At 40.3% G+C, this 16,296-nt stretch carries 13 protein-coding genes and 1 other annotated feature; of the genes, 4 read left to right on the top strand and 9 right to left on the bottom strand.

Features of this window, described 5'->3' with window-relative positions:
- Nucleotides 1–180 precede the first annotated feature (180 nt).
- Both AKG37_RS08665 and AKG37_RS08660 read left to right on the top strand, forming a co-directional pair.
- On the top strand, nt 181–534 hold the full coding sequence (locus tag AKG37_RS08665; protein WP_007500014.1) for a swarming motility protein SwrAA: 354 nt from the start codon (nt 181–183) through the stop codon (nt 532–534).
- Nucleotides 535–602: 68 nt separating this feature from the next.
- Nucleotides 603–1,790, top strand: coding sequence for a PDZ domain-containing protein (locus AKG37_RS08660; protein WP_060698433.1), 1,188 nt, complete (start codon nt 603–605; stop codon nt 1,788–1,790).
- Nucleotides 1,791–1,800: 10 nt separating this feature from the next.
- Here the strand turns inward: AKG37_RS08660 and AKG37_RS08655 are convergent, their stop codons facing one another.
- On the bottom strand, nt 1,801–2,166 hold the full coding sequence (locus AKG37_RS08655; protein ID WP_060698432.1) for a winged helix-turn-helix transcriptional regulator: 366 nt from the start codon (nt 2,164–2,166) through the stop codon (nt 1,801–1,803).
- A gap of 226 nt (nt 2,167–2,392) precedes the next feature.
- On the opposite strand from AKG37_RS08655, the gene AKG37_RS08650 reads away from it, so the two are divergent.
- Both AKG37_RS08650 and AKG37_RS08645 read left to right on the top strand, forming a co-directional pair.
- Nucleotides 2,393–3,070, top strand: a complete 678-nt coding sequence (locus tag AKG37_RS08650) for an NAD(P)H-dependent oxidoreductase (RefSeq protein WP_060698431.1) — start codon at nt 2,393–2,395, stop codon at nt 3,068–3,070.
- A gap of 87 nt (nt 3,071–3,157) precedes the next feature.
- Nucleotides 3,158–3,382 (top strand) — a binding site (T-box leader).
- 76 nt (nt 3,383–3,458) lie between these two features.
- Nucleotides 3,459–4,808 carry an amino acid permease gene (locus AKG37_RS08645; RefSeq protein WP_060698430.1) on the top strand — a complete coding sequence of 450 codons (1,350 nt, stop codon included), beginning with the start codon at nt 3,459–3,461 and terminating at the stop codon, nt 4,806–4,808.
- A gap of 46 nt (nt 4,809–4,854) precedes the next feature.
- On the opposite strand, the gene AKG37_RS08640 is transcribed toward AKG37_RS08645, so the two are convergent.
- From AKG37_RS08640 to AKG37_RS08605, 8 genes are all read right to left on the bottom strand, one after another.
- Entirely contained in the window at nt 4,855–5,847 is a 993-nt protein-coding gene (locus AKG37_RS08640; protein WP_060698429.1) for a glycosyltransferase family 2 protein, read from the bottom strand.
- Between the two features lie 23 nt (nt 5,848–5,870).
- The gene (locus tag AKG37_RS08635) at nt 5,871–8,000 is read right to left on the bottom strand and encodes an ArnT family glycosyltransferase (protein WP_060698428.1); all 2,130 of its coding nucleotides are present in this window, start codon (nt 7,998–8,000) and stop codon (nt 5,871–5,873) included.
- Nucleotides 8,001–8,207: 207 nt separating this feature from the next.
- Nucleotides 8,208–9,623 carry a HAMP domain-containing sensor histidine kinase gene (locus AKG37_RS08630; RefSeq protein ID WP_060698427.1) on the bottom strand — a complete coding sequence of 472 codons (1,416 nt, stop codon included), beginning with the start codon at nt 9,621–9,623 and terminating at the stop codon, nt 8,208–8,210.
- Nucleotides 9,620–10,306, bottom strand: a complete 687-nt coding sequence (locus AKG37_RS08625) for a response regulator transcription factor (RefSeq protein WP_060698426.1) — start codon at nt 10,304–10,306, stop codon at nt 9,620–9,622. Before AKG37_RS08625 ends, AKG37_RS08630 begins: the two co-directional genes overlap by 4 nt.
- Nucleotides 10,303–11,286, bottom strand: a complete 984-nt coding sequence (locus AKG37_RS08620; RefSeq protein WP_060698425.1) for a YncE family protein — start codon at nt 11,284–11,286, stop codon at nt 10,303–10,305. The genes AKG37_RS08625 and AKG37_RS08620 overlap by 4 nt, the downstream gene beginning before the upstream one ends.
- A 276-nt stretch (nt 11,287–11,562) precedes the next feature.
- Nucleotides 11,563–12,897, bottom strand: coding sequence for an MFS transporter (locus AKG37_RS08615; RefSeq protein ID WP_060698424.1), 1,335 nt, complete (start codon nt 12,895–12,897; stop codon nt 11,563–11,565).
- Nucleotides 12,898–12,937: 40 nt separating this feature from the next.
- Nucleotides 12,938–13,510, bottom strand: a complete 573-nt coding sequence (locus AKG37_RS08610) for a TetR/AcrR family transcriptional regulator (RefSeq protein WP_060698423.1) — start codon at nt 13,508–13,510, stop codon at nt 12,938–12,940.
- 80 nt (nt 13,511–13,590) lie between these two features.
- Nucleotides 13,591–16,122, bottom strand: coding sequence for a PEP/pyruvate-binding domain-containing protein (locus AKG37_RS08605; protein ID WP_060698422.1), 2,532 nt, complete (start codon nt 16,120–16,122; stop codon nt 13,591–13,593).
- Nucleotides 16,123–16,296: the final 174 nt, after the last annotated feature.

The following is a 16,296-nucleotide window of genomic DNA, read 5'->3' as shown; positions in this document are numbered from 1 at the left end:
TTGATTTAAACATGTCATGAAAATGAAACTTTTGAAAGTTGTATGTTACATAAATAATTCTTACAATAAAAAGTAGCACTCATTTTAAATATTTTATTTTTTGCGGATATTCAGCTTGAGCATTAAGCTGTACCGAGGTTTGCGCTTTTCTTAAAAGAACTAGTAAATGGGGGTACACAATTGAAAAGGGCAAGTATTGTGAGAGAGAAAAAATATTACGAGTTAGTAGAGGAACTGAAGAGTCGTACGAAAGATGTGACGTTTTCCGCTACAAAGGCATTAAGTCTGCTCATGCTGTTAAGCAGGTACTTGGTCAATTACACAACGGTAGAATCAGTCGACGAAATCGATGAAGACTGTGCTGAGATATACTTCAATTATTTAATGGATAATCATAAGAGACTTGGTATAAACTTAACCGACATCAAGAGATCGATGCAGCTGCTAGGCGGCATACTAGATGTAGATGTCAATCACTACTTAAAGGATTTTTCACTGTCGAATGTGACACTTTGGATGAATCAGGAGAAATAAACCTGATGTCAAGCATCGATTTATTTGATAGAATAAGAGAAAATGCTTGACTTGGGCGGTGAACGATAATGAGCTCGGAGTGGATGGGAGCTGGATTAAAAGCGGTCGGTCTGTTTTTAATCCATCCTCTTTTTTATTTCATGATATTAATCAGCCTATTACATGGCTACATCCGCATAAAGCGGGAGAGAAAAGCGTTTCAAACAAGAATTGAAGATGTATACGATGAACTGAAATTTACATATTCAAAGGGATGGATTCTAGGGATTTGCCTATCCGTCATTTCAGTAGGCTTAGGGATTGCCCTTCCCCCTGGATTCATTGTGCTGATTGCAGCGATGACCATCGTGTTCTCTTTATTCTTTAAGGCGAGTGCGCTTTCGTCTGCATACACACTCGGTTTCAGTTTTATTGCGGCATTTGGACTGCTGTATTTCCAAGTGAGCCATTCATGGCTGCCGCAGCTCTCAATGATGAATGCATCTGCCGTTGTCATTTTGCTAGGTCTTTTATTAATGACCGAGGGGATCCTAGCCTATCGAACGGCGCATTTACGAACATCGCCTGCAATGGTGATGAGTGCGAGAGGACTTTTGATTGGTCAGCAGCGTGCAAATCGTCTGTGGCTTTTACCGCTTGTTTTACTGATGCCGGCAGGTGAGTTTACTTCTTCTCTGCCTTGGTGGCCGGTGCTTCAAGTGCATGATCAAAGTTTTTCATTGATTGTCATTCCATATATCATTGGCTTCGGCCAGCGGATTCAAGGATCACTGCCAATCGTGAGCATTCAAATTACGGCTCGGCGTATTCTCATGCTTGGACTCGCTGTTGCCTTATTAGGCGCTGCAAGTATTTGGTTTGAGCCAATTGCATGGGGAGCTGTATTGATAGCGATTGCCGGTAGAGCCTTCCTCTCATGGAAGCAGAGGGTCAATGACAATGCGGCCCCGTTCTACTTCTCTAAGCGTAATCAAGGGTTAATGGTGCTAGGCATTATTCCGAATACACCAGCGGCTGATTTAAAGCTTGAGATCGGAGAAGTCATTACGAAGGTAAATGGAATTGAAGTCAAAACCGTTTCGGAATTTTACGAAGCTCTTCAAACCAACCGTGCTCTGACAAAGCTTGAGATCATTGGCTTAAATGGTCAGACAAGATTTGAAAAACGCGCTTCTTACGAAGGAGAGCATCATCAGCTTGGGATTCTGTTTGTGAAAGATGATCCACAGCAAGAACCAACGGCAATTTCATCTTAAAAAAAAGCTGCTAGAGATGGCAGCTTTTTTCTGTGGGACGAGCTTCTTTTCCATAGGATTCGCCCCATTCACGCATGGCGAAGATAATAGGCTTTAATGTATCTCCAAGGGAAGTGAGTGAATATTCGACACGAGGAGGAACCTCCTCATAGACTTCTCTATGAACAACGCCATCTTGTTCAAGCTCACGCAATTGCAGTGTGAGAACACGCTGAGAAATTCTTGGCAGAAGCCGGCGTAATTCATTGTATCGTTTTGGACCGCAAGTCAAATGATAAAGGATCACACCTTTCCATTTCCCTCCGATGACACTCGTCGTAATTGAAACGGGACACCCATGATTGACAATGCTGACTGGATTGGATGGTGCACTCATCTTAAGACTCCTTTCTATGAAAAAATTGGTAGTACACGAACAAGATTGTACCTAACGAACAAAAATGTGCGTACTTGAATCACTGGAAGCTTTTCTTTTACCATAGAGATATGACATCACACATTCGGGCTGTTTGTTTTCTTATCATAACAATTTCTATATGGGAATGGAAAGAAATTGGATTGATGAAACACACCCTTATTGTTCAATAGAAAGGATGAATGTAATGCGAGACAAAGAGCAATTAAAAAAAGAAATCATTGAGGCGTATGAGTTCCGTCATGCGACAAAAGAGTTCGACCCAACGAAAAAGATATCAGAGGATGATTTTGCGTTCATTTTAGAAACAGGAAGACTTTCCCCAAGCTCTGTCGGCTTCGAGCCTTGGAAGTTCATCGTTGTTCAAAATGAAGCGTTTAGAGAGAAATTAAAAGAATATACATGGGGAGCGCAAAAGCAGCTTCCAACTGCCAGCCACTTTGTGCTCATCTTGGCAAGAACAGACGCCCGCTATAATTCAGCATATGCGGAATACATCAACAAGCAAATCAAAGGAATGACAGATGAAACGTTTGAGATGGTAAAAGAACGCTACAAAGAATTCCAAGAGAATGATCTTCATTTGTTGGAAAATGAACGTACGCTCTTTGATTGGGCTTCCAAGCAAACGTATATTGCTCTTGGAAACATGATGACAGCCGCTGCACAAATCGGCATTGATTCATGTCCAGTCGAAGGATTTAGCTACGATGAAATTCATCGTATTCTAGATGAAGAAGGGTTACTTGAGGATGGTCAGTACGACATCTCTGTCATGGCGGCCTTTGGTTATCGTGTCACTGAGCCAAAGCGCGGCAAAACGCGTCGTCCTATGGATGAAGTAGCCGTTTGGCTTCGTTCATAAGGATATGTCTGAAAAAGGATGTTGACAATTGCGTGGATAGTCAGTATATTTAAAAAATAAAATCTTTGATGAATATACAAATTGACTATAAACGCTTTGACTTGAGAATAGTAGATGAATATCCGTTTTTTAAGAGAGCTGCGGGTTGGTGCAACGCAGTAAAACGAATCATTGAACTCGCTCAAAGAGCGGTAAGACTGAATGAATAGTAAGTCTTTACGTGTGACCTCCGTTAACGGGTTTCAAGTTGGATTCAGCTATGGCTGTATCAATAAGAGTGGTAACGCGGTTGCAAGGTCAGTCGTCTCTTCAAGGAGATGACTGGCCTTTTTATATGCTTTTATCCTATATTTGTCTGAAGATTCAAATTTAAAGGAGCTATAGAAAAATGGAAAAGGAACATGTGCAGTTAAAACGAACAATGACGTCAAGGCATATTATGATGCTCGCACTTGGCGGTGCAATCGGTGCTGGTCTGTTTAAAGGAAGCAGCTCTGCCATTGATATCGCAGGTCCTGCTGTCATTTTGGCATATATGATTGGTGGTCTTATTTTATTATTTATTATGCAAGGACTTGCCGAAATGACTGTCGCACGACCTGGTGCAAGAACATTCCGTGATTTAATTGAACCTGTGTTAGGCAAATATCCGGCCTATTTCTTAGATTGGATATACTGGAAAATGTGGGTGTTGAACATTGCAGCAGAAGCGATCGTGTCTGCGATCTTTATTCAGTACTGGTTCCCGCAGGTGCCGATTTGGACACTTGTGTTAATCATTTCACTTGTTGTGACATTGATCAATGTATGTTCGGTGAAAATGTTTGCAGAGACAGAGTACTGGTTAGCCTCTATTAAAATTGCTGTTATTATTTTATTTATTATTATTGGGTTAACTATGCTGTTTGTCTCATTCGGACAGCATGCAGCACCGGGATTATCAAACTTAACCGATCACGGAGGATTTTTCCCGAATGGAACAGGCGGCTTAATTGCGGCAATGCTTGTTGTGGTCTATTCATATGGCGGGACTGAGATGATCGGGGTCACATTAGCAGAAACAAAAAATCCTGAAAAAGTCATCCCAAAAGCCATTCAAAGTACATTTGTACGAATCATCGGTTTCTATGTACTACCGTTCTTTATCATCGTCAGCTTGATTCCTTGGAATCAAGTAAACAATGAGCAAGTGAGCCCATTCGTTACGGTGTTTGCAACGATTGGTGTGCCATATGCAAGTGACATCATGAACGGTATCATTTTACTAGCGATCTTGTCTTCAATGAACTCTGGACTGTACGCCTCCTCAAGGGTGCTTTATACACAAGCGATGGATGGACGTGTGTGGAAGGGCTTCTCAAAGCTATCCAAACAGCAGGTGCCTGTTAGAGCGATCCTAGTATGTACATCTACATTGTATGCCGCTGTATTGATTTCTCTTTTTGTAGGAAGTCAAACTTTTAATTATTTAATGGGATCTTTAAGCTATACGGTCTTATTTATCTGGTTTATTATTGCGGTCGGGCATCTAAAATCTCGAAGCGTAGCAGAACCAGGGGGATATCGTGTGAAGCTGTATCCTTTTACAACATGGTTTTCGGTAATTGCGATCATTGCTATTTTTATCGGCGTTGTGTCAACAACTCCGATTATCCAAACGATGGTCACAATGGGCATTTACCTCATTATTACCCTTTCTTTCTTTATCAACAGAAAGCGATTTGAAACAGCTGCTTAATACAAAAAAGCGTGCGGGACCTTTTAAAGAGGTCTCACACGCTTTTTTAATGCTGCTTGTATTGCTTGAAATGAACAGGAGATTGAACAGGCTGTGGCTTTGACTGAAGCCCGTAACTCTCTCTTACAATGTATAGCGGACGATCTTTTGCCTCGTCGTAGATTCGGCCGATGTACTCTCCAATCATTCCCAGCATAAAAAGGATAATGCCGCTAAAGAACAGCTGTATGACGATTAATGAACTCCATCCTGTAATGGTGCTGTTTGTAAAAAGCTTTAAGTAAAGTACAAGAAACATAGAAATGAATCCGATAGCGGAAAGGGCAATTCCTGCTATGCTCGCTAGCTTCAAAGGTTTATAGGAAAAGGAAGTGATTCCATCCATCGAGAGCTTGAGCATCTTTTTGAGCGGGTACTTTGTTTCTCCTGCTAGACGTTCATCCCGAACATACTCTACTGCAATTTGTTTGAAACCTACCCAGCTGACTAGGCCACGGACAAATGGGTTTTTTTCTCGTATTTTTCTCATTTCATGGCACACTTTACGATCCATTAATCTGAAGTCACCGGTGTCGATTGGGATATCTACTTCGGTGATTTGACGTAAAACGCGATAGAAAAGGGAAGCGGTTTGCTTTTTGAAAAACGTTTCGCCTTTACGTTTGGTTCGCACCGCGTATACGACTTCATAGCCTTCCTTCCATTTTGCGATCATCTCTAATATCAATTCAGGTGGATCTTGTAGGTCTGCATCTATCACGGCGACAGCTTCTCCCTTTGCATAATCCATCCCAGCTGTAATGGCAATTTGGTGTCCAAAGTTACGAGAAAAATCAATGAGTCTGACATTCGGGTCGCTTTGGCAATACCCTTTAATTAGTTCAGCTGTTCGATCCATGCTACCGTCATTGACGAAGAGAAGCTCGTATGCTTCTCCCGTCGAATCCATGACGGTTTTCAATCGCTGATAGGATTCATGGATCACAAGTTCTTCATTATAGACTGGAACCACAATAGAATATTGTATGCTTTTGTCCATCAGCCATTCCCTCCTTAATAGATTTAGTCGACAGATAGTTCGTAAAGGGTACCGTTCTCCATTCCGCCCCTTTGTCCATTGGCTGAATCAGATTGTTTAGATGACTGACTGTTCGAGCTTCCTGTTGTCTTCGTTTCAGTTGAAGAAAGATGTTGCCATTTAGAAGCAGCGACTTTCTTTCCATTTTTCTGAACCCAAGTCAGAATATCTGTGCTTCCGCCTCTCATGCCAGAGAGGTAGAAGTATTTGATTTTCCCGTCTTTGACGAGCTGTTTAAATTCGCTAAGCGTTAAAATGTTATCGGATCCACTAAAACCACCTAGCGCCATCACCGCATTCCCTGTTTTGATAATATAAGGAGCGGCAGTAGTTGCATCAGTTGTACCAAACAGGAATTCTTCACCTGTATTGTTTTTTTCAAGGTAGCTGATCAGCTTTTCATTTACCTGTGAACTCATGCTGACGCTTGAAGTTGCAAGCTGAGGACCAGCCTCTGGAAGCATGCTGTTTCCTCCGTAAAGAAGGGGGGTGCTTGCCCAATACAGCGGTGTGATCAACATACCAAGAATAGCTATGAGAGAAATCACTTGTTTTAGCTTTGCTTTTCCTTTTGTAAAGAAAAGCGCAAGGACGGAGCCAATGCCAATGAGACCGACGGCAATGCTTAAGCCAAAACCAATGGTGCTTGTAAAGGTAGATAAGATAAAGATTTCAAATGCTGTCGTCACCAAAATGGCAATCGGAAGCAGCCATTTTTTAAAGCCAGTTTCTGTTTGGAACAATTGAGTCAAGGCGACCCAGCCTGCCCCTGCTAATACGGCAATTGGCGGTGCCAGCATGATCAAATAATAATGATGGAAAAACCCTGCTACACTGAAAAATCCTGCAACTGGTATAAGCCAAGCTAACCAAAATAGCGTTTCTTTTTGTTTTGTATTGAGACGTCTTCTTTCAAATACTGTCGATAAGAAGATCCCAATTGTGCCAAAGATAGCGAATGGAAGCAGCCAGCTGATTTGATCGGATAATTCAGATTGGAACAGACGTAATGGCCCCTTGGTTCCTGTACCAAACATGCCGGAGCCATTTCCCATCTTGCCGCCTCCGCCAAAAGGTGGACCATCGCCGTTTCCTCCCTCTCTTCCTGAAGGCATGTCAGGTGGTGTCGTGCCATTTGCTTGACTCGGCGGTCCTTGCATAAACGGTTGTTCCTGACTGGAAGATTGATTTGAGCTGTCTGAGCTGTTTTGATTACCATCAGATGGCGGCTGAGGCATCGTGGATGAATCATCATCGTTTTGCTGAGAAGGGGGATGACCTTCATCCTTACTTGAGCCGCCGCCTATTCCGCCACCACCGCCAGACTGTTGACCAGTCAGCCGCTGGAGACCGTTGTAACCAAAGGCTAATTCTAATGCAGAATTCGATTGACTTGATCCCATATAAGGGCGATTGTCTTTGGCAGTGAGATCAACCGCTATGGACCATGAAGCAGATACACCTAAAAGGACAATCATTGAAACTATCAGTGAGAGTAATTTTTTCTTCCATGTCGTTCGATAAGCAATGATGTAAAAAAGAATGAGTGCTGGTACGATCATATAGGCTTGTAGCATTTTTGTATTAAACCCGACGCCAATCATCGCAAATGAAGAAAACGCCCAAAGCACCTTTTGCTGTTTTACAGCCTTGAACATCATTCCTGTTGCTAGTAAAAGTATAAAGACAAGTAAGCTGTCAATATTATTTGTGCGAGATACCGCAACCGCAATAGGTGTACACGCCATGATAAGTGCCGCTAATCTTGCCGCTGCTTGACCAAAGGTTGGTTTGACAAGACGATAGATCAGATAAACAGATCCAATGGCAGCTAAAGCTTGCGGCAAGATGATGCTCCATCCATGAAGACCAAAAATTTTGGCACTGATCGTTTGCAGCCAGAAGGTGAGCGGTGGTTTATCCACCGTGACATACCCTGCTGGATCAAATGAAGCAAAGAAGAAATTATGCCAACTTTTCATCATACTTGTGACAGCCGCAGTATAATACGCATTCACCGTATCATCTTTCCAAATGTGATAAATGTTTAAGATGGTAGATAAGATCAATATGAAAAATAAATAAATATCAAATTTCTGAAAACGTCTGATCAAAAGCATGTCACTCCTTTTTCTTCACTTGAAAAAAGTGTAACAAGCAAATATGAATAAAATGTTAATAAAAAAAGACCATTTTTTTATTTTTTAGAAATAAAAAACAGCTCTTGGTGAAAAGAGCTGTTCAAGTTGTAGACACATGCTATGGATACAGAATCTATCAGATAAAGAAGAGATTCCAATGAGAATAAGATATGTGAGTAGCTATTGAGTAGGTGAGCTCTCATTGAATGTAGCATGAGGAAGCTGAATGATGGCTGTTGTACCGATGCCAGGCTCAGATTGAATATCGAACGTACCATGATGTTTTTTGATGATTTGATAGACAATGGCTAGTCCAAGTCCAGAGCCGCCATCCTTTCTCGTGCGTGCCTTATTTACTCGATAAAATCGTTCAAACACATGCGGGAGGTCTTCTTTTGGAATGCCATTTCCTTCGTCCGTCACTCTCAGTTCAGCTGTGCTGTGCAGAACATGTAATTCAACCGAAATGGACTTCCCAGAGGGCGTGTAATGAATGGCATTGTCCAGTAAATTACGAACCACTTGCTGTAGGCGATCGCTATCACCATAAACAATGCAATCCTCTTCAAGCGCCCGATTGAGAGATATGCTTTTTTTGTCAGCGATAAATGCCATTTGATCAAGAACATCGTGGATCAGCTGAGCAAAGACGATTGGCTCCGTCGTTAGTGGATAAGAGTCCCCTTCTAACTGTGCAAGATCTAAAAGATCGTGAACAAGCCGGCTTAAACGTGTGGCCTCATCTTGGATGATACGCATTCCCTTTTTCTGATCAATGACTCCTTCTTCAATTCCTTCTGCATAGCCTTTCATATAACTTAATGGAGTTCTAAGTTCGTGAGAGACATTCGCAAGAAATTCCCTGCGGTGCTGTTCAACTTTTTCGAGGGTAGAAGACAGTTTATTAAAAGAGCGGCTAAGCTGGTTTAGTTCGTCTCCATTTTTGGTTACGGCCATTCGTTTTGAGAAGTCGCCAGATTCCATTTCCATTGCAATTTCTTTCATTTTATTTATTGTCTGCACAACTTTATTGGAGCTCTTATATCCAATCAAGAAAATCAGGAGCAGAATCAATAAAATGGATATGCCAAGCGTCAATCTAATTTGGACAAAGGGTTCATACACATCAGATAAAGGCATGGAGAGGAAAATAGTCCCCGACAGATCATCGTTGCTTGAAAAAACAGGGATGGCGATACCAAGAATATCTTGGTGAAATTGTGGGTGTTCTCTAATTAACACGACGGTCTCACCTTGAAGGAGCTTTTGACGTTCCTTGAACGTAATGAGATTATCATTGGTATTCGTATCAAAAGGCAGACCACTTGAAAGCTCCATTGGATCATCTGTAAAAATAACATTCGCTTGACTTGAATCGTTTGCCCATTTCATTCTATCGGTAAAATACGTGTCTTTCCCGTGTGTGTGATAGATTTCTGCCAGCTTCTTACCCTGTACACTTAAGGAATCAATCTGCTTATCAATATATAAGTGCTGATATAAGTAATAGGTTAGGGCAAGCGCTGAGGCTGCAACGATTCCGATCACTGCAAGGATTAAGAAGAGTACTTTCTTTTTAATAGATAATGGCTTCATTCGTCCTCCTCAAACTTATAGCCGACACCCCAAACAGTTTTAATATAACGTTCTGCTCCTGTTAATTTCAGTCGCAGTGTTTTGATATGTGTATCGACTGTTCTTAAAGAGCCGCTCGTTGAATGTGATTCCCACAATTTTTGATATAGCTGTTCTCGTGAAAACACTTGGCCTTGATTGTGAAAAAGAAACATGAGTAAATCAAATTCTCTTCTTGTTAAATTAACGGGCAGTTGATGGAGATAAACTTGTCTGCCGTCTTGATCGATCTCTATGTCGCCAAATTGTATTCTGCTGCGCTTTAGTGAAAGACCTCTAATACGTCTTAAGGTTGTTTCAATTCTTGCTGCAAGCTCACGCAGGCTGAAAGGCTTCATGATGTAGTCATCCGCTCCAATTTCAAGACCTCTAATTCGATCCTCCTCATAACTTCTCGCTGTTAAGAATAAAACTGGAATTTGAGATGTTTCTCGAATACGCTGACAGACTTCAAAACCATCCATATCAGGCATCATGATATCCAATACAACAAGATCAACGGGTTCCTTTTCTAGCTGATGTAAGGCATCCATTCCAGTATTTGCAGTGATTATGTGAAAGCCTTGTTTCTTCAAAAAAGACCCGATGAGCTCAAGCATATCGAGCTCATCATCTACGATTAAAATATGCATTTGTTCCTTCATTTCTTTTCCTCCAACACGATAGCATAAGGTCCTGATGGGACATTCAATCGATTTTTCAAGATGAGTGAGTGTTTATCAAAGATGGATACTGAGTTGTCATCCAAGTTACTCACATATATAGATGTGGTATCAGCGGTGATATAATTTGGATTTTGACCAGTTTCAACCGAAGCAAGCTGTTTATTTGTTTTGGTATCTACTTTGTATAACGTATGATCTCCATGACATAGTACATATAAAATAGAAGATTTTTTCTCTGAAAAAAATGCAACAGGCATAACGCCTAGTTTTATTTCACGCTGTTTTTTACCTGTTTTAGGGTCGTAAGCAAAAATACTTTGATTTAAAGTGCCTGATTTACCGTGGCCACCAATCCAAATGGACTGTCCATCAAAATGAATTCCAGAAGGCCGTTCAAGGACAGAGAATGTACGTATATTTTTTTCCTTTTCAATATCTATGACGGAGACAGTATGACTTTCTGCATTTAAAACAAATAAAATACCTGAAGAAGAAAGTGTCATAGAAGAGGGGAGCTTTCCAGTTTTCACAGTCGCTTTTATTTTTTTACGCTGCGTATCTATTAAATAAACGACATTTTTCTGTGAATCAGCAGCAATTAATGTATGAGAAGCTGCATCATATGTAAGTGAAGTCAGCCCTTTACTCACATCCATATACTCTGTTGCTGTCCCCTTTTTTAAATTAATTTCAATAAGGGATTCCCCTTCTTTACTTGTGGCGATGATGACGTTTTTGTTGATTTGAATAAGATCAGTGAGTGGGTGTTTTAGATCCACAGAAGAGACCGTTTTATTCTTTTGTAAATCAACTATTGAAAAGGAGGCTTTTTTTAATTGAGAGATGACAGCGATCGATTGAGAGCTGCCAGGCGGCGTAAATTGCTGTTCTTTTCCGCAGCCCGTCAGGAATAACAGTAGAGCTGATAAACAGATCAAAACATATTTCACACGTTCCATTCTTCCGCTCCTTTGCGTTCTCTATTTTCAAAAAGCATACCACAAAAATTGTGAAAAAAAATCGAAGTTATCCATGAAGAAAGAGGTGGAAAATGGCTTTTAGGTGAGTGAGTGGGAGAATTTGCACCTGAAGTTCCTTTTTTGCCCGGTCATATGTCATTTTTGTGTCTTTGAAAGACGATTTTCAAGATTTGATAATCGCAGTCGTAATAGCTTACAGTGATCCAAATGATGAAAACTCCCCTGCTCTAAAAATAGATAGAGCGAAGGGAGTCACTAGGCGGAATGTTCAGATGATGGAGAGGTTGATTTTGTTTTTACGCGTTGAGATAAAAAGAAACCAAGGATACCTGCGCCCATTAATACAATAAATAAAGATTGAAAACCACTCATGATCCCAATTAATGTAGATGAAATGATGCTGCCAAAATATCGAAAGGTAGAGAAAATACCAGATGCTGAACCAGATAAGCTTTGATCAACAGAGGTTAAAGAAGCCATCTGCATACTGGTCATACCAATTCCTGATGAAATTCCACCTGCGACTAGTGTCACGATAAGCAGTGGTAAGGTGGGGTACTGATTCAGTGTAATTAACATGATGCCTGATAAAGTGAGGCAGAGAAATGAAAAGCGAATCATTTTTTTCGCGCCTTTTTTTGGATGAAGTCTTGCCCCTAATAAACCGCTAATTGACATGCAAAGTGAAAATATCGATAGAATAATACCGCTTTGTGTATGAGAAAGTGCAAGTCGTTGTTCCATAAACAGCGGCATAATCAAAAGGATGGCATACATCACAAAATTACTTAGCATGATCGACAAATTCGCATTTGTAAATGAACTGTTTTTAAATAGGGATAGATCGATGATTGGATTTTTTACTTTCCGTACATGTTTAAAAAATAAAGGAATCACAATCAATGCTAGAATGCCATAGATCAAGTATTCATTTAGTAATTGGCTTTTGGTGCATAAAATGAGTGTGGCAATCCCGACGGTTAAGTACAATGAACCCATGATGTCGACACTTGCTTGTAAGCGTGTATGCTTTATTTTTGGAATGAGGAATACGCCGGTCACAAGTGTAAGGAACAAGAATGGGATATTAACTAAGAATATAGAGTGCCAATCAAAACTCTGAATGAGAATTGAACCTATAAAAGGTCCAAGTGCGGCACCTATACCGGCTCCAAATCCAAAGTACCCCATTGCTTTAGATAGTTTTTCAGAGGATACTGTTGCACGAATCAATGCGATACTATTTGGTGTTAAAATAGCACCACCAGCTGCTTGAATGGAACGAAAGGTGATGAGAAAAGCTAGATTAGGTGCTAAAGCACATCCAATCGAACCAACTAAAAAAAGCATCACACCAATTAAATACATTCGCCGGTGTCCGTATATATCTCCTAACTTACCAGCGATAGGCTGAGTGACAGCCATGACAATAAGGTAAATCGTGACAACCCAAGTGATGTTTGAAAGGGACTGATGATAATAAGTTGATATGGACGATAGAGCAACTGCGATCATCGTTGAGTTGACTGGAACTAGTATAGCCCCAAGCAACAAAGAATAGATGATGAGGCTCTCTTTGTTTAACTTCAATGTTTATACCACCTTTTGTAAAAAAGAAGAATTTCACCCTTTAAGCGGGAGAAATTCCTCTCATGAAAATGTGTGTGCATGTCTCAATAAAATCTTCTTTTTGTGTGAGCACGAGTTGGAAATCTTGCTCTAGCTGCTGAATGAAAAATCCGTAATACGTACTAATGAAGATGTCTGCATAAATGTCTTCTTTTCCTTTTAATACATGATGCTGAGCACCCATCTTTTTGAAATATTGTATCAGCATTTCTCTCAGTTCTTGAGGATATATCTTTTCATGATTCGTTAAATCCTTAAACATATCCGGTTCTCGCATGCTGATATAAATAAATTCTTTTTTGGAAGTCAAATTTTCAAGGAAATAGGTACCGAGAAACTTTAAATCGGTGTATAGATCGCCTTTAAATTCTGCTTCTAGGGTTTTTGTCGGTAATGATTTCATCTTCATAATGGCAGCAATGACGCCGCGTTTGTTTTTAAAGTTGCGGAAAATAGTTGCTTCACTCACATTCGCTTTTGTCGCTATTTCTTTGGTTGTTGTTTTTTGATAGCCCTTTTCAGTTAATAAATCCATTGTTGCGCGAATGATTCGTTGATTTGTAGATTTTAACAAGCATACTCACCTCAGGTTATGAATGTGTTTGCAACAAAGTAAGTATACCGATAAAATCTATGACCGCCAATATGATAAGTTTATGAACGTGAATGCTGCTTTAATATCTGAACGCGTCCATTGCTGCCATCTACTGTCACAAGGTCACCGGATTGAAGTGTTTCAGTCGCTCTTCTAGTCCCTAGGACAGCTGGCATCATATACTCTCTAGCGATAATAGCTGAATGAGACAAAATGCCTCCAGCATCTGTGATGACTGCTTTTGCATCTCTAAATAAGCTCGTCCATAAGGGGGTAGTCGATTTGCAAACTAAAATATCATCCTTTTGAAATTGTGAGAATTCTTCAGCGCATGTAATGACTTTTACTCTTCCAGAAACAATACCGCTGGATGCGCCGATTCCATGGATCACATCGTGTGTGTTGTTTTCATTTTCTCTTAACGAACCAAGCATTCTTTCCACTTGCTGCAATTCAGCTTCAGTTGGTGTGCCGGTGTAAGCTGGGAGTTGAATGTCTTCATTTTCTTTCATTTCTATTTTTCTTTGCTGGACAACCGATTCGAATGAAGTAGACGTTGTGAGCGCTTGGTGTACCTCTTCAGCATAGAGATTCCATATATCATCTTGATGAAGAATGGCTCCTTTTTGTGTAAGAAGTTCACCAATTTTTAATAGATATACCCGGGCTTTAGCATCTAACATGGCATCAATGTAGAAGTGGTGGTCATCTCGGATGTTCGCTGCTTGAACGGCAAATTGATACAGCGTCTCAAATTTTGTTTTAAACGACTCATCCTTCACTTGACTCATAAAATTTTTATACGTCTCTTGTCTTTTGATAACTGCTTTTGCAAATTCTTCATCAAAATCACATTGGGACTGAATGTTATTTCTAATGATATCTAATATATACTCAGGGTTCTCTATCCATGTTTCTTCCGTAAAGTCATGACTTTTAACAGATCGCCAGCCGTAAACTTGGAGAAATTCCTCTAATTTCGAAATGAAGTGTTTTCCTTTTTTCGAGTGATTGAGTGCATACAACAGCTCTGGGTTCTTTTCATGCTGAATAAATGCTTGATGAAGTTCTGGATCTTGAAGGACTTCCTTTGCTATATCCGATAGCATCTTATCTGTTTCAAGAGATTTGTTCATCACGCCTATCATCATTTCGTGCAGCAAGACGACTTGTGTTTGATCACCGGTATACGTCACAAGCATGTCTTCGATTATGGATGATAGAATGACTTGTGGCATGAGGATATCAAAATGATCATCATATGCTTGTATATAAAAAGCCTTTAATTCTTCAAAGCCTTCGATTGCTTTTTCAATGGTCATAGGCTCATTCATTTGGCGATCGAGTTTTTCGTAAAATGGAAAGAAGTTTTCTTCTAGAATCTTATACATCCGTTCACTTAGATGCGGAAATAACTCAAACATACTTTCATTAAAAACGGGTGCATCTGTCTCTCCCGCTTGAGACATTTCCGGTGCCGAGTATAGGTGGCCTCTGTAAAGCTTAATATCTTTGATGTTCATGTCAGGTACTTGATATTTTTCTCCATTTTTCTTTAGCCCGTTTTTTAATGCTGGGATGATCAGGCTTGAAAAAAGAGGGCTCGTTGGACCAGGCATATGGTCGTCCATTGAAATCCAGAAATCTTGCAGCTCTTCTGGCTGCATGAGAAAAGAAGCACCTGCTGTTTCATTTGCTGATTTTGAGAGAGCTGTGGTAATCGGTCTTGCTTGAAGTAAATAAAACGATCCATTTGCTATACCAAATTCGATATCGACTCCATGTCCGTAAAGTGCCTCTACTTGTTTTGTGATTTGTGTAATTTCTACCAATTGATCATCGCTCAAGCAAAATTGATCAGCCATTTTTTCTGCTACTGGCTGTTCGATGACACCCTCATGGTCAGGAACAATTTGCAGCTCTTTCGTCCCAAGTGATTTTTCAATCAAAAAGTTTTCCTTATCTACAATAAATGTGTCAGGTGTCACAAGACCGGAGACGATTGCTTCTCCTAGTCCGTAGCTTGCTGTCAGCATAATTTCATTTGTTTTTCCCGATATGGGATTCTCACTAAAGATGACACCGGAGACGTCAGAATGGACCAATCCTTGAACGACAACAGCCATAAGCGGCATGTCTTCCTCGTTTTCAGCCATCTCTTCTTTATATTGTGCGACTCTCGCTGCAAAATAAGAAGACCAGCATTCTTTGACAGCTAGTAAAAATTCTTCATTTGAATTGATATTTAAATAGGTCTCGTACTGTCCTGCAAATGAGGCGCCTTCGAGATCTTCAGCAACAGCAGAGGATCGGACTGCAACTGAGGGATAAGTCTTCCGCAATGATTGAAAGGACGAAAGCAGCTCTGCTTCCATTTGTGAAGGAAACGATGCTTCTTTGATTTGTTGTTCAAGGTTTTGTTCTGATGGCTGCAGATTGTGATATGAAAGAAAGCTTGCAAAGCTGTTGGTTTTGATAATAAATCCATCTGGGACTGGAAGGCCGTGATTGTTTAATTTGATTAAATTTAGGCCTTTTGCCCCTGCGAGTGCTGCGGATTCTTCAGCCGCATGAAATAAAACTGAATACATGGGAATGCCCCCTTATCCAAATAGCCAATGGTTTGTATGTCTCTCTATTTTTTAAAATGATAGTGCGCACTATCATTTTTAATCATAGGATTTATTGGATGTTATTGTCAAAGACGTAAAGACCTATCTTTATAAAGGGGACAATCTCACTAATTTCCTTCTATTTCTATAACA

The sequence above is a fragment of the Bacillus australimaris genome (assembly GCF_001307105.1).
Classification (GTDB): Bacteria; Bacillota; Bacilli; order Bacillales; family Bacillaceae; genus Bacillus; species Bacillus australimaris.
Note: the sequence above shows the minus strand (reverse complement) of the source record. Positions and strands in the feature narration are given on the sequence as shown.

What these genes read in the sequence shown, in the direction of transcription:
- AKG37_RS08660 (WP_060698433.1), top strand. Translation starts at nt 603, where the DNA reads ATGAGCTCGGAGTGGATGGGAGCTGGATTAAAAGCGGTCGGTCTGTTT.
- AKG37_RS08625 (WP_060698426.1), bottom strand. Translation starts at nt 10,306, where the DNA reads ATGAAGGAACAAATGCATATTTTAATCGTAGATGATGAGCTCGATATG.
- AKG37_RS08640 (WP_060698429.1), bottom strand. Translation starts at nt 5,847, where the DNA reads ATGGACAAAAGCATACAATATTCTATTGTGGTTCCAGTCTATAATGAA.
- AKG37_RS08605 (WP_060698422.1), bottom strand. Translation starts at nt 16,122, where the DNA reads ATGTATTCAGTTTTATTTCATGCGGCTGAAGAATCCGCAGCACTCGCA.
- AKG37_RS08645 (WP_060698430.1), top strand. Translation starts at nt 3,459, where the DNA reads ATGGAAAAGGAACATGTGCAGTTAAAACGAACAATGACGTCAAGGCAT.
- AKG37_RS08650 (WP_060698431.1), top strand. Translation starts at nt 2,393, where the DNA reads ATGCGAGACAAAGAGCAATTAAAAAAAGAAATCATTGAGGCGTATGAG.
- AKG37_RS08630 (WP_060698427.1), bottom strand. Translation starts at nt 9,623, where the DNA reads ATGAAGCCATTATCTATTAAAAAGAAAGTACTCTTCTTAATCCTTGCA.
- AKG37_RS08620 (WP_060698425.1), bottom strand. Translation starts at nt 11,286, where the DNA reads ATGGAACGTGTGAAATATGTTTTGATCTGTTTATCAGCTCTACTGTTA.
- AKG37_RS08655 (WP_060698432.1), bottom strand. Translation starts at nt 2,166, where the DNA reads ATGAGTGCACCATCCAATCCAGTCAGCATTGTCAATCATGGGTGTCCC.